At 62.5% G+C, this 12,664-nt stretch carries 16 protein-coding genes; 8 read left to right on the forward strand and 8 right to left on the reverse strand.

Going from position 1 to position 12,664, the window contains the following annotated elements; translation table 11 throughout:
• Window positions 1-72 precede the first annotated feature (72 nt).
• Genes HS961_RS14920 through HS961_RS14935 form a run of 4 tightly spaced genes read left to right on the forward strand, consistent with a single transcriptional unit; the run spans window position 73 to window position 2,072 of the window.
• Complete coding sequence (locus tag HS961_RS14920) at window positions 73-465, forward strand: GFA family protein (protein WP_182323276.1); 393 nt, start codon at window positions 73-75, stop codon at window positions 463-465.
• A gap of 50 nt (window positions 466-515) precedes the next feature.
• Window positions 516-905 (forward strand): hypothetical protein, encoded by a 390-nt coding sequence (locus tag HS961_RS14925; RefSeq protein ID WP_182323278.1) that lies wholly within the window; start codon window positions 516-518, stop codon window positions 903-905.
• The gene (locus tag HS961_RS14930; protein ID WP_182323280.1) at window positions 899-1,405 is read left to right on the forward strand and encodes a DUF523 domain-containing protein; all 507 of its coding nucleotides are present in this window, start codon (window positions 899-901) and stop codon (window positions 1,403-1,405) included. Before HS961_RS14925 ends, HS961_RS14930 begins: the two co-directional genes overlap by 7 nt.
• On the forward strand, window positions 1,395-2,072 hold the full coding sequence (locus HS961_RS14935) for a cold shock and DUF1294 domain-containing protein (protein ID WP_182323282.1): 678 nt from the start codon (window positions 1,395-1,397) through the stop codon (window positions 2,070-2,072). Before HS961_RS14930 ends, HS961_RS14935 begins: the two co-directional genes overlap by 11 nt.
• Window positions 2,073-2,081: 9 nt before the next feature.
• On the opposite strand, the gene mnmH is transcribed toward HS961_RS14935, so the two are convergent.
• The 6 genes from mnmH to HS961_RS14965 form a co-directional block, all read right to left on the reverse strand.
• Window positions 2,082-3,134: a tRNA 2-selenouridine(34) synthase MnmH gene (gene mnmH / locus HS961_RS14940; protein ID WP_182323284.1), complete on the reverse strand. Its 1,053-nt coding sequence runs from the start codon at window positions 3,132-3,134 to the stop codon at window positions 2,082-2,084.
• Between the two features lie 201 nt (window positions 3,135-3,335).
• Window positions 3,336-3,866, reverse strand: coding sequence for a GNAT family N-acetyltransferase (locus tag HS961_RS14945; RefSeq protein WP_182323286.1), 531 nt, complete (start codon window positions 3,864-3,866; stop codon window positions 3,336-3,338).
• Window positions 3,832-4,473 carry a helix-turn-helix domain-containing protein gene (locus HS961_RS14950; protein ID WP_182323288.1) on the reverse strand — a complete coding sequence of 214 codons (642 nt, stop codon included), beginning with the start codon at window positions 4,471-4,473 and terminating at the stop codon, window positions 3,832-3,834. Before HS961_RS14950 ends, HS961_RS14945 begins: the two co-directional genes overlap by 35 nt.
• 137 nt (window positions 4,474-4,610) lie before the next feature.
• Window positions 4,611-5,357 (reverse strand): aldolase, encoded by a 747-nt coding sequence (locus tag HS961_RS14955; protein ID WP_182323290.1) that lies wholly within the window; start codon window positions 5,355-5,357, stop codon window positions 4,611-4,613.
• A 157-nt stretch (window positions 5,358-5,514) separates the two neighbouring features.
• Window positions 5,515-6,153 (reverse strand): 3-oxoacid CoA-transferase subunit B, encoded by a 639-nt coding sequence (locus HS961_RS14960; RefSeq protein ID WP_182323292.1) that lies wholly within the window; start codon window positions 6,151-6,153, stop codon window positions 5,515-5,517.
• A gap of 10 nt (window positions 6,154-6,163) precedes the next feature.
• On the reverse strand, window positions 6,164-6,865 hold the full coding sequence (locus tag HS961_RS14965; RefSeq protein WP_182323294.1) for a CoA transferase subunit A: 702 nt from the start codon (window positions 6,863-6,865) through the stop codon (window positions 6,164-6,166).
• Between the two features lie 91 nt (window positions 6,866-6,956).
• Here HS961_RS14965 and HS961_RS14970 point away from each other — a divergent pair, with 91 nt between their 5' ends.
• Window positions 6,957-7,547, forward strand: a complete 591-nt coding sequence (locus tag HS961_RS14970) for a PAS and helix-turn-helix domain-containing protein (protein ID WP_182323296.1) — start codon at window positions 6,957-6,959, stop codon at window positions 7,545-7,547.
• Window positions 7,548-7,590: 43 nt separating this feature from the next.
• On the opposite strand, the gene HS961_RS14975 is transcribed toward HS961_RS14970, so the two are convergent.
• Complete coding sequence (locus HS961_RS14975; RefSeq protein WP_182323298.1) at window positions 7,591-8,871, reverse strand: NAD(P)/FAD-dependent oxidoreductase; 1,281 nt, start codon at window positions 8,869-8,871, stop codon at window positions 7,591-7,593.
• Window positions 8,872-8,988: 117 nt separating this feature from the next.
• On the opposite strand from HS961_RS14975, the gene HS961_RS14980 reads away from it, so the two are divergent.
• Window positions 8,989-9,678 carry a DUF4336 domain-containing protein gene (locus HS961_RS14980; RefSeq protein ID WP_182323300.1) on the forward strand — a complete coding sequence of 230 codons (690 nt, stop codon included), beginning with the start codon at window positions 8,989-8,991 and terminating at the stop codon, window positions 9,676-9,678.
• 9 nt (window positions 9,679-9,687) lie between these two features.
• On the opposite strand, the gene HS961_RS14985 is transcribed toward HS961_RS14980, so the two are convergent.
• On the reverse strand, window positions 9,688-10,113 hold the full coding sequence (locus HS961_RS14985; RefSeq protein ID WP_133856181.1) for an Lrp/AsnC family transcriptional regulator: 426 nt from the start codon (window positions 10,111-10,113) through the stop codon (window positions 9,688-9,690).
• A gap of 165 nt (window positions 10,114-10,278) precedes the next feature.
• Here HS961_RS14985 and HS961_RS14990 point away from each other — a divergent pair, with 165 nt between their 5' ends.
• Window positions 10,279-11,376: an ornithine cyclodeaminase gene (locus HS961_RS14990; protein ID WP_182323302.1), complete on the forward strand. Its 1,098-nt coding sequence runs from the start codon at window positions 10,279-10,281 to the stop codon at window positions 11,374-11,376.
• Window positions 11,360-12,343, forward strand: coding sequence for an arginase (rocF, locus tag HS961_RS14995; RefSeq protein ID WP_182323304.1), 984 nt, complete (start codon window positions 11,360-11,362; stop codon window positions 12,341-12,343). Before HS961_RS14990 ends, rocF begins: the two co-directional genes overlap by 17 nt.
• Window positions 12,344-12,664: the final 321 nt, after the last annotated feature.

Consider the following 12,664-nt stretch of genomic DNA (forward strand, 5'->3'; position numbering starts at 1 on the left):
ACTTGGCATCGGCAGGCTTCTTGCAGTACAAAGGCAGCAGCTTCCCTCCTCCACTGCCACCAAGGTCCTGCCATGCTCATCCACGGCGCATGCCACTGCCAAGCGGTTCGCTTTACCGCCCTGATTGATCCAGCCCAGGTCAGCGTTTGCCATTGCACGGATTGCCAAGTGCTGTCGGGCGCGCCCATGCGGGCCATTGTGAAAGCCGCCATCGCCGACTTTTCGCTGCAAGGGGTCGTGCGCGCCTATACCAAGACGGCCCAAAGCGGTCAGCGCCGCGAACAGGTCTTTTGCCCCGATTGCGGAACACCGCTTTATGGCTGCGGCGTGCAGAACCCGGACTTCGTCGTGATTCGGCTGGGCTGTGTAGAGGAGCGGGCACAGCTGCCACCACAGCGGCAGATATGGACGGCATCCACGATGCCTTGGCTGAGCGACTGCGTGGCGCAGTCCGGGCCTGCATGACCGTCCCAGCGCAGGCGTCTACCCTCCCCACGGTCTGCGACAATCTGGCCATGCCCCGCCAGTTTGAATTTGCCGATTCCGAAATCAGCCATATCCGCAGCACGCCTGAGGGCTGCAGCATCGATTTTTCAGCCGCACTGATCACCGAGATGGTGCAAGGACAAGCCAGCCGCAGCTTCAGCAACGGCTTGCGCCTGATTCTGCACCAAATTCCAGCAACCACAGCGCCCCCAGTTGGAGGCTTTGGATTGTTGGCGGCTGGCATGCTGAGCGTGGGAGACCAACGGCACAGCGCATTGCCAGTTCCCAGCCACTTCGAGGCAGAAAGCATGGCGCTGCATCTGCAGTTTGCCGATGGCCAACGGCTGGAGCTGCGCTACCAAAGCCTGCGCTGTGAAGCCACTGAAGAGGCCCAAGAGGTGGAGGTGCTGGCATGCTAAACCGCGCACTCCCCAAGGTGCTGGTCAGCGGATGCCTGCTGGGCCAGCCCGTTCGCTATGACGGCAGCCACAAAGGCGCGCAGCACCCGGTGCTGGACGGCTGGCTGGCAAAGCAGCAGGTCATCAGTATCTGCCCGGAGATGGCGGCGGGCTTGCCCACGCCCAGGCTAGCTGCCGAGATCGTGGGCGGCAGCGCCATCGCGGTGCTGCGCCATACCGCCCAGGTGCGCGACAGCGCCGGCAACGATGTGACCGCCGCCTTTGTGCAGGGCGCCCAACTCGCGCTGCAGCTGGTGCAGCGCCATGGCATTCGGGTGGCGGTGCTGAAGGAGTTCAGCCCAAGCTGCGGCTCCAGCCAGATCTATGACGGGCAGTTTTCCGGCCACACCGTGCCGGGCGAAGGCCTCGCCAGCAGCTTGTTGCGCCAAGCCGGCGTGGCGGTTTTTAACGAGTACCAATGGGACGAAGCGGCCCGGCAACTGGAGGCCTATGCTGTTTGAAGGCATCCTGCACACCTGGAATGACGACCGTGGCTTTGGCTTTATCAGTCCCGATGGCGGTGGCCCCAAAGTATTTGTGCATATCTCTGCCTTCCAAACCAGCGCCATACGCCCGCAGGCTCGCCAACGGCTGAGCTATGTACTGGAGAAGCCAGCAGGCGACAAGCTGCGTGCTAGCCGTGCCAAGGTACTGGGGGACAACATGGACAACCACGAGCTAGCAAGCAAGCCCCAGCCACAACGCCAGCGCCCACCCACGCAGCGCAAGCAACGCCAGATGGCCAGCGCCCCCACATCCAGCGGCGCAGGCTTGCTGCTTATTCCTGCACTGGCCGTGCTGCTGCTGGTGCTGGGCCTGCTCTTTGGTTCCACCTGGCGGGCAGCGGGCTGGTATGTGCTGGCCTCGGTGGTCACCTTTGCCTGGTATGCCTGGGACAAATCGTCTGCCAAACAAGGGCATTGGCGTACCCCAGAAAAGCACCTGCTGATGCTCGGTTTGGTGGGAGGCTGGCCAGGCGCTGTGCTGGCCCAGCAATGGCTGCGCCATAAATCCAGCAAGCGGGAGTTTTTGCACATGTTCTGGCTGACCGTGGTGGTCAACTTGGTGGGCCTGTGCCTGCTGTTCTCTCCGCTGGGTCAGCGCCTGGGCCTGCCGGTGCTCTGGTAGAGCGCAGGCTCAAAGATCGCGCTGCCGGATCTGCGCGGCCAACTGGTCGATGCTGCTATCTGACAGATCGTCGGCCAGCAGGGTCTGGCGCAGCGCCCACTGCGCAAAATTGCGCGCCTGGCTGCGTTCGTAGTGCGGGTCGTAATGCAAAGCCATCAACTCTGAAAACAGCGGCTCCAGCGCACCTTGCGCGGCCCAGCCCTGCCAGCGTCCTACGACCTCCTTGCCCTGCAGCTCCTTGAGGTAGCCCAGCTTGGTGGCCAGCAGCCCGGCGTCCGCGCCCAGGTAGGCGTAGTCACGCAGCAGATAGGCCAGCCGCGCGGGTACCGAGGCATCGATCTCGATGATGGGTGCCTGGCGCATGCGGTCCACCAAGGCCAGGGGCACGGCAATGCGTCCGATCTTGGCGCTCTCACCTTCGATATAGACCGGCCGGCTCAGATCGAACTGCGCCATTTGCGTCGCCATCAAGGTCTCGAAATGCTTCTGGCTGGGCTGCTCCACGCCGGGCAGGTGGCCGAGCAACGAGCCCTTGTGGCTGGCATAGCCTTCCAAGTCCATCACCTGCGCACCCTGCGCCGCCAAGGCATGTAGCACCCGGGTTTTGGCGCTGCCCGTGGCGCCGCAAAGCACCCGCAGCTGCAGGCGGGGCACCAAACTGTCGATCTGCTCAATCACATGGCCGCGAAAGCCTTTGTAGCCACCCGCCAGCTGCTGCGCATCCCAGCCCACCAGGCGCAGCCAGGTCACCATGGAGCCGCTGCGCAGCCCACCGCGCCAGCAGTACACCAGCGGCTTCCAGTTGGCGGGCCGGTCATGGAAGGTGTCGTGCAGGTGGCGCGCCAGGTTGGCGCTCACATAAGCCGCGCCCAGGCGCTTGGCCTCAAAGGGGCTGACTTGCTTGTAGATGGTGCCAATCTCGGCGCGTTCCTCATCACTGAGCACGGGGCAGTTGATGGCGCCGGGGATGCGGTCGAGCGCAAACTCGGCCGGAGAACGGGCATCAACAATGGTGTGGAACTGGGCAATGTCGCTGATGCGAACGGGCTGGCGATGGGACATAAGGCAGTCGCTGGCAGCAAAGGGCCAGTCTAAAGATCAGGGCAAGCGCCGGACACAACCGTCGGGTTGTGCGGCCACTGCGCAGTGTGATCGAGCCTCGATACAGCCATCGCAAGCTGGTATGGAAGCGTTTCCATTACCGCACCTGCGCTGCGCGAAAGAGCGAATTATCCCATGCGGGGTGCCAGCATGCAGGGGCCGTTAGCCATCCACCGGCTTGGCCGGCGTGGGCAGCAGCAACTGGTACAAAGCCAGGTCCAGCCAGCGCCCAAATTTAAAGCCCACCTGGGGCATCAAGCCAACCGACTTGAAACCCAGCCGCTCATGCAAGGCGATTGAGCCGGCGTTGGCCGCATCAATCGCGCCCACCAGCGCATGCACATCATTCAAACGTGCCTCTTCGATGATGGCCTGCATCAGCTGCAAACCCAGACCTTTGCCGCGCTGGTCTGTGCGCACATAGACCGAATGTTCCATCGTGTACTTATAGGCCGGGTAAGCGCGGAAAGCTCCATAGCTGGCAAAGCCCAGCAGCTCACCCGCCGAGTCCTCAACGCCAATCACGGGGTAGCCGCCTCTCAGCTTGGCATCAAACCAGCTGCGCATATTGTCAGCATTGCGGGGCTGGTAGTCATACAGCGCGGTGCTGTTGACGATGGCGTCGTTCAGAATCGCCAAAATCGCCGGCGCATGCCGGTCATGGGTGCAGCGCACCCAAAGTCTCTGAGTCATCCATCTCTCCAGAAAAAACCACAGGCAACGGCTCCGGGCTACCGTCCAGCGCGGCCAGGGCGAGCAGATAGCGGGCAGGCGCTCGGCCGGGGTTGCTAAATACAAGGGTTTGGTCGAGCACCATTGCCAGGCAATCTCCCGCCTGCAAATGCCAACTCTGCGTGCCCAGGCTCAGATGCAGCTCGCCTTGCAGCAACCACAGCTGCTGGTGCAAGGGCTGGCTGCGCAGGCCGTTGTCAAACGCCACACGCTGGCCGGGCGGGAACACCACCTCCACCATCTCAAACGGGGCCGGAAAGCCTACCGGGCTCAGCTGCCGGCGCTCATAGCCGGTTGCAGGGTCGCGCCAGCACAGCTGTGCATCCGCGCGGGCCAAGGGCTGAGGTGCCTGCGCCTGGCGCTCATCGGCAAACAATGCTGCCAGCGGCACCTGCAAGGCCTGCGCCAGCTTGCCCAGCACGGCGGCCGTGGCACTGGTTTGCCCCCGCTCGATCAGCGAAATCATGGAACGGCTTACCCCACTGCGCTGGGCCAAACCCTCTAGCGTGTAAGCCCTGTGTTTGCGCAAGCTGCGCACCCGGGCAGATAAAAGCTCGTCAACCGTCATAAATCCAATGTAACAGAAATAAATTCCTTTATATTGGATTTTTGACTGAATGACCGCGGTGGCTCGCCATTCATTTGCAAGCGATGGCTGATGAGGTTGGTGTTAGAGCACGGATCAGGCCGAGGCCAGTGCCAGGCCTAAGGCAGCTTGCGGCGCAGTGCCTCAAAGAACAAGGTCGATTGCAGACGCTCGCCGTTGGCTTGCTCCGCTACGGTCGCCGCCAAGGCCGGATCGCAGGGCGCCAGGGGCACACCGGTCGACTGCGCAAGCACCTGGGCCTGGCAGGCGCGCTCCAGGTAGTAGAGGTCGTCAAACGCATAGTCCATGCGCTCGCCGCAAACAATGATGCCGTGGTTGCCCAGAAAGCTGATGTCCGCGCCCTGCATGGCGTTGGCAATGCGTTCGCCCTCGCTGTCATCCAGCGCAAAACCGTTGTACTGGGCGTCGATGGCCAGGCGGCCATGGAAGCGCATCGCATTCTGGCTCAAGGTGGTGTCGAGCGCGCGTTGGGTCGTCAAGGTCAAGGCGCTGGCGTAAGGCATATGGGTGTGCAGCACGCAGGTTTTGCGGGCAATGCGGTGTACCGCAGCATGGATGAACATCGCCGTTGGCTCCACCACATGGCCACCCGCTACCACGGCGCCCCGGGCGTCAACCATCACCACATCATCGGCCTGCACCTCGCTCCACATGAGGCCGCGCGGGTTCAGCAAAAAATGCTGTCCATCGGGCAGCGCCATGCTGAAGTGGTTGCACACGCCCTCCCCCAGACCAAAGTGCGCCGCCGCGCGCAAAGCCAGCGCCATGTCCTCGCGCATGCGCTGCACATCGGGCCGGGTGAACAAGGGGTGAGACAGGTCGGCAGGCGCAAAAGGAGCATTCATCGGGTGCATTCTGAAAGAGTTCAATCGCCAGTATGTCGCCGGCACTCGCGCCCGGCAATGGGGAAAGCGACAGCTTTGTGCCGCACACAAAAAAGCCCGCCAACGATGCATTGGCGGGCTGCTTGCGGGGGCCCTGGCCCCAGTCGTTCTGCCAGTGTTACTGGATCAAGGTCGCGCCGGTTTTGGACTGCGCCTCGTCAAAACTCACTTCCGGTGCCAGCTCCACCACCTTCAGGCCTTCAGGCGTTACATCGAACACGCCCAGGTCGGTGATGATGCGGTCTACCACGGCCACGCCGGTCAAGGGCAGGCTGCAGTCCTTGAGGATCTTCAGATCGGTCGTGCCGTCTTTCTTGCGTGCCACATGCTCCATCAGCACGATCACGCGCTTGACGCCGGCCACCAGGTCCATCGCGCCGCCCATGCCCTTGACCATCTTGCCTGGAATCATCCAATTGGCCAGGTCACCCTTTTCAGACACCTGCATAGCGCCCAGGATGGACAGGTTGATTTTGCCGCCACGGATCATCGCAAAGGACTGGTCCGAGCTGAAGATGGACGAGCCGGCAATCGTGGTCACCGTCTGCTTGCCGGCATTGATCAGGTCGGCATCAATCGCTTCTTCGGTCGGAAAGGGGCCAATGCCCAGCATGCCGTTTTCCGATTGCAGCCACACTTCCTTGTCACCGGTGTGGTTGGCCACCAGGGTAGGAATGCCGATACCGAGGTTCACATAAAAGCCGTCTTCCAGCTCTTGCGCCGCACGTGCGGCCATTTGGTCTTGGGTCCAAGGCATGACTGGCTCCTTACTGCTTCTCGGTGATGGTGCGCTTTTCGATGCGCTTCTCGGGCGTGGCGTTGAGCACCAGGCGGTGTACATAAATACCCGGCAGGTGGATCTCATCGGGTTTCAAGTCACCCACTTCGACAATCTCTTCCACCTCAACGATGCAAACCTTGCCGCAGGTCGCTGCCGCTGGGTTGAAGTTGCGGGCCGTCAGGCGGAACTGCAGGTTGCCGCTTTTGTCAGCGCGCCAGGCCTTGACCAGCGACACATCAGCGACGATGGAGCGCTCCATCACATAGGTCTCGCCGTCAAACTCGCGCAGCTCCTTGCCTTCGGCCACTTGCGTGCCCACACCAGTCTTGGTGAAGAAGGCGGGGATGCCAGCGCCGCCAGCGCGCATCTTCTCAGCCAGGGTGCCTTGGGGGGTAAATTCCAGCTCCAGCTCGCCGGCCAGGTACTGGCGCTCGAACTCCTTGTTCTCGCCAACGTAGGACGCGATCATCTTCTTGATCTGGCGCGTCTCCAGCAGCTTGCCCAGGCCAAAACCATCGACGCCGGCATTGTTCGATGCCACCGTGAGGTCCTTGACGCCGCTGTCGCGCAGCGCCTCGATCAAGGCCTCGGGGATCCCACAAAGGCCAAAGCCGCCCACGGCCATTAACTGCTGGTCTGCCACCACGCCTTTGAGCGCGTCTGCAGCACTGGGGTAGATCTTATTCACACTTGTCTCCTGATAAGAAGGGCTTGTTTCGCCAATCAAGCATACTACGTATTAGGATACGTAGTATTTCGTAAAGGGGACAATTTTTGCCATGGCAGTGACACCACTCGACTACCGACAAGCCTTCGAAATGGCGCCTGTGGGCTTGGTGGTGTCCCACCGGCGGGTCATGATCGACTGCAACGAGCAGGTCTGCGAGATGTTCCGCACCTCGCGCGAGCTGATGATGGGCCAATCCTTCCAGATCCTCTACCCCAGCGCCGATGAGTTCGAGCGCCTGGGCCGGCGCATTGCGCCCATCATGGGCGCCCACGGTCTGTACTCCGACAACCGCATCATGAAGCGCGCCAATGGCGAGATGTTCTGGTGCCATGTGATGGGGCGCGCCTTCAACCGCGAAGACCCGCATGAAGGCGGCGTCTGGAGCTTTGAAGACCTGAGCGCCCTGCGCCCGGTGCGTGCCGAGCTGACAGCCCGCGAGCGCGAGGTGGCAGCGCATTTGCTTGAAGGCATGACCAGCAAGGAGATTGGCCGCTGCCTGGGCATCAGCCACCGCACGGTAGAGATCTACCGCACCCGGCTGATGCGCAAATACGGCGCCGACTCATCCGCCGAGCTGGTGCAAAAGCTGCTGGCCGGTGGAAGCTCACTCGATATCGTGCTGGGCCCGGACGATATCTGAACGCTCCCACAGAAATTGCCTGGCCCTGCCAGGCAGTTCTGCATCAATGCAGCTTCATGCGGCCCGATACACGTTGCTGCAGCAAACGCGCCAGCGCAAGCACCGCCGTCTTGCCGGTACCCAAAATCGCGCGGTGGTGCATCAGGTGCAAGGACATGTACATCCACTTGGCAATCAAGCCTTGCACAAAGAAGTTCTTGCCTGAGAGGCCCCCCATCAGGTTGCCCACGCCCTTGTTGTCGCCCAGCGAGACCAGCGAACCTAAGTCCTGGTAGACAAACACCTCGTTGAACGAGCGCTCCTTGAGCGCCGCAAACAGCAGCTTGCACAGATAGGTGCCTTGCTGGTGCGCTGCTTGGGCGCGCGCCGGCACGGTCTTGCCTTCCGTCCAGGTCGCGGCCGCGCAATCGCCCATCGCATAGATGCGGCCGGCACTGGTGCGCAGATGGTCGTCCACCACAAACTGGTTGATGCGGTTCACCTCCAGCCCCAGGCGCGCATTGCTGTCTGCGGCTTTGATGCCGGCGGCCCAGACGATCAGATCGGCGGGCACCTCGCCGTTGGACGTGATCACCTGGCCCTGCGCTAAGGACTGCACCCGCGTGCCGGTCATCACCCGCACGCCCTTGCGCTCCAGCGCCACCCGGGCTTGCTCCGAGATGCGCGGTGGCAGCCCGCCCAGAATGCGCTCACCGCCTTCGATCAGGCTGATATCCAGCCGGAAGCGCTGGCTGTCCGACAGACTCTCCAGCAGCATCTGGTGCGCCTCGATCAGCTCGGCCGACAGCTCCACGCCGGTGGCACCGGCACCCACAATGGCGACGCCCAACGAACGCGGCTCTGCATACGAAGCATGGGCGCAAGCGCCCAGCCAATCGGCATGGAAGCGCTGTGCATCGCGCACGCTCTCCAGCAAATAGGCATGCTCAATACCTGGGGTGCCAAACGAATTGGAGCCGCTGCCCATGGCCAGCACCAAATGCTGGTAGCTGATGGTGCGCTCGGGCACGACCTGTTTGCCCGTATCGTTGATGACGGGCGCCAGCACAATGCTTTGCTTCGCTGCGTCCAGCCCCATGCACTCGCCCATCGCAAAACTGAAATGGTTGCGGCGCGCCAGCACGGTGTAGGACAGGCCTTCCTGGTGCGCATCCAGCGTGCCAGCCGCTACTTCGTGCAAGGTGGGCTTCCAGATGTGGAAAGGCATTTTGTCCACCAGCAAGACCCGCTCGCGCCCTTCGCGCGCGCCCAGTTTGCGCCCCAGCTGTGCAGCCAACTCCAGCCCGCCTGCACCGCCGCCCACAATCACCACGTCATAGTGCATGTACGATTCCTCAAAAGATGGCTGCCATTGTTGACCATTGCCAGCTTTTCTGCACCTGAGCGCCAGGATTCACAATGAAAACCCAAGGCATTCCCCCACATCGCAACAAGGCCCACCATGCTTGAACTGATCGCCGACAACCTCTGGAGCGCCACCCAGCAAATCAGCGTACACGGCCTGCCGGTGCGCAGCCGCATGACGGTGGTGCGCCTACCGGGCGGCGCGCTGTGGCTGCATTCACCCATAGCGCCTGCACCCGCGCTGCGTGCGGCACTGGATGCGCTGGGCGCCGTGCGCTGGATCGTCGCGCCCAACCGCATGCACCACCTGTTTGCCGGCGCTTGGCAGCCGCATTACCCGCAGGCGGAACTGTGGGGCGCGCCAGGCCTGGCCTCCAAACGCCCGGACTTGCCCCAGCTGCGCAGCCTGGACCAAGCGCTGCCTGCCGAGTGGCAGCCCGTGCTGGCGATGCAGTTCTTTGCCGGCATCCCCATCCTTAATGAATGCGTCTGGCTGCACCAGCCCAGCGCCAGCCTGGTCGTCACGGATCTGCTGCAGTACTACCCGCAGGATTTGTCGCTGTCAGCGCGCCTGTTCAATAGCTTGAACGGCACACGCAGCCGCCTGGCGATGCCGCGCGCGCTGCGCTTTGCGATCCGGGACCGGGCCGCTGCCCGTGCATCCGCTGCCCAGCTTGCGGCCTGGCCGGTGCAGCGCGTAGTGCTGGCCCATGATGCGGTGCTGACCGCGCATGCGGGCGAGCAATTGCAGCAGGCGCTGGCATTTTTGCTGAACGACAAGGCCTGAACGGACCGCTCAAGACACCCGAAAACTCTCCAGGTGGATGCTGGTCTCGCTGTTGCTGATGCCCTTGATCAGCCGAATGCGCTCCAGCACCTGGGACAGCGCCTCCAGACTGGCCACCTGCAGCTCGGCCAGCAAATCCCAGCGGCCATTGGTACTGTGCAGCGCCGCCACACCGGGCTCGCCCAGCAAGGACGCCATCACGCGCCGCGTGTCATTGCCCGTTATCTCAATGCTCATCCAGGCCCGCAGCACATCCGGCTGCACATCGGGGCGCAGGCGCACGCTGTAACCCACAATCAGGCCATCGCGCTCCAGCCGGTCCATGCGGTTGGTGACGGTGCCGCGCGACACGCCCAGCTTGCCGGCCAAGGTGGCCACACTCTCGCGGGCGTTCTGGCGCAGCAGGCTGATCAAGGCTTGGTCAATATTATCGATTTGCACAATACAACCTGACTATTTGCTTTGAATCCTGTCATTTTCTACCATTTTTGGCACTTTGCTTTATAGCCGCCAACGCGGACACTGGTTGCAGGCGCTGCTGCGCCGCCTTATATGGTTTGTGCAGCGCCTGCCCTATAACGAAAACCAGGAGCCAAGACCATGACCAACTACCCCGGACAAGTAGACTTTTTAAGTACCGACGCAGCCGTGCTGCTCGTCCAACGTATAGGGCTCACCGAACTGCTGCGCGGCCTGGTCAGCGCCTTGGAGCAGGATTTTTCGCGCTGGGAAGACTTTGACAAGACCGCGCGCCTGGCCCACCACACGCCAGACGGCGTGATGGAGCTGATGCCCGTGGCAGATGCCAGCCACTTTGCGTTCAAGTACGTCAACGGCCACCCCAAAAACCCGCAGTTGGGCATTCCGTCGATCATGGCCTTTGGCGCGCTGATGCGGGCCGATACCGGCGCGCCCATCTTGCTGAGCGAGCTGACCTTGACGACCGCCCTGCGCACCGCCGCCACCTCGGTGATGGCTGCCAAGCTGCTGGCACGGCGCAGCAGCCGTACCATGGCGCTCATTGGCAATGGCTCGCAGAGCGAGTTCCAGGCGCTGGCCTTTGTGCGCCTGCTCGGCATCCAATCCTTGCGCCTCTACGACATCGATGCCGCCGCCACCGACAAGCTCATCCACAACCTGCAAACTCAACTGCCCGGCGTGCAAATACAGCGTTGCAGCAGCGCCGCCGAGGCGGTGCAAGGTGCCGATATCGTCACCACCGTCACCGCAGACAAGGCCAATGCCACTATCGTCAGCCGTGCGATGGTGCAGCCCGGCATGCACCTGAATGCGGTGGGTGGCGACTGCCCCGGCAAAACCGAGCTGGATGCGGCCATCCTGCCGGATGCCAAGGTGTTCGTCGAATTTGCACCGCAAAGCCGCATCGAAGGCGAGATCCAGCACATGCCCGAGGACTTTGCCGTCACCGAGCTATGGCAGGTGCTGCGCGGCGAGCAGGCCGGCCGCCAGCACGAGGACGATATAACGGTCTTTGACTCCGTCGGCTTTGCACTGGAGGACTACACCGCTTTGCGCTACATGCATGCACTCGCCCGGCAGCACCAGCTGTTGCAACCGCTGGCCCTGCTGCCACAATTGGACAACCCCAAAAATCTCTTCGGGCTGCTGCTGCCGCCCACCGCCCAGCGCATTGACCCTGCCCCTACCGAAGCCCACCGCCATGCCATCCCAGCCTGATCTGCCCTCCGCTACCCTGCACGCGCCCACCCCTCTCAGTTTGATTGGGGTGCCCACTGACATTGGCGCAGGCCGCCTGGGTGCGGCGATGGGGCCAGATGCCTTGCGGGTGGCGCAACTCGGGCCAGCCTTGGCGGAGCTGGGTTGCGAAGTGCGCGACCTGGGCAACCTGGCAGGCCCCAGCAACCAGCGCAAGCCGCGCGATGCGGAGCATGGCGACCTGCGCAACTTTGGCGAGGCCGTCGCCTGGAACCAGGCCGTACACGATGCCGTGCATGGCGAGCTGGCGGCTGGCCGCATGCCCCTGATGCTGGGCGGCGACCACAGCCTGGCAGTGGGCTCCATCAGCGCCGTAGCGCGCCATTGCCGTGATACCGGCAAGCGTTTGTTTGTGCTCTGGCTTGATGCCCATGCCGACTTCAACACGCCGGAGACCTCCCCCTCGGGCAATATTCACGGCATTCCGGTGGCCTGCCTCTCCGGCCTGGGCCCGCGTGAGCTGACGCACCTGGCCGGCTTTGCGCCGGCGCTGGGGCCGCAATCGCTGTGTCAGATCGGGCTGCGCAGCGTCGATGCGCAAGAAAAGCATTTGATCAAAACCCACAACATCGATGTGTTCGACATGCGCGCCATCGATGAGCTGGGCATGCGAGAGACCATGCTGCGCGCCCTCGCACCGCTGGCCGGCTGCGATCCCCGCCAGACCCATCTGCACCTGAGCTTTGATGTGGACTTTCTCGACCCCGAGATTGCCCCAGGCACCGGCACCACCGTGCGCGGCGGTCCCAACTACCGCGAAGCGCAGCTGTGCATGGAGATGATCGCCGACACCGGCCTGCTCGGCTCCATCGACATCGTCGAGCTGAACCCGGCGCTTGACCTGCGCAACCAGACTGCCGAGCTGGTGGTGGACTTGGTGCAAAGCCTGTTTGGCAAAAGCACCCTGGTCAAGAACGTGCAAAGCTGAGCACGGCGCGGGCCAAGCGCCCGCGCATTCTCCTTAAGAGCCCCATTCTTGTAGTCATTGTCTGACAGCATCGGTTTGTAAACCGATGCTGTAATGGCGCTTGTCTGCCCTTGCAATGGCCCTGGTTGGAACGCCTCAGTGCGATATACCGCTACGACTTGGTTTTTATTAATCATCGTGTTGCGGATATTCAATCAGCAAAAGCCGCAGGGACCAGGCACTGGCATTCATAATTAAAAAACATGGAAACCGGTGTATTCATCGACGTTTCCTTTTTCAGATACCCCTCGTGGTGTCTGGCGTCCTGTCAGCTTGAACCGG

Origin of the sequence: Comamonas piscis (assembly GCF_014109725.1) — a bacterium.
Lineage (GTDB): Bacteria > Pseudomonadota > Gammaproteobacteria > Burkholderiales > Burkholderiaceae_C > Comamonas > Comamonas piscis.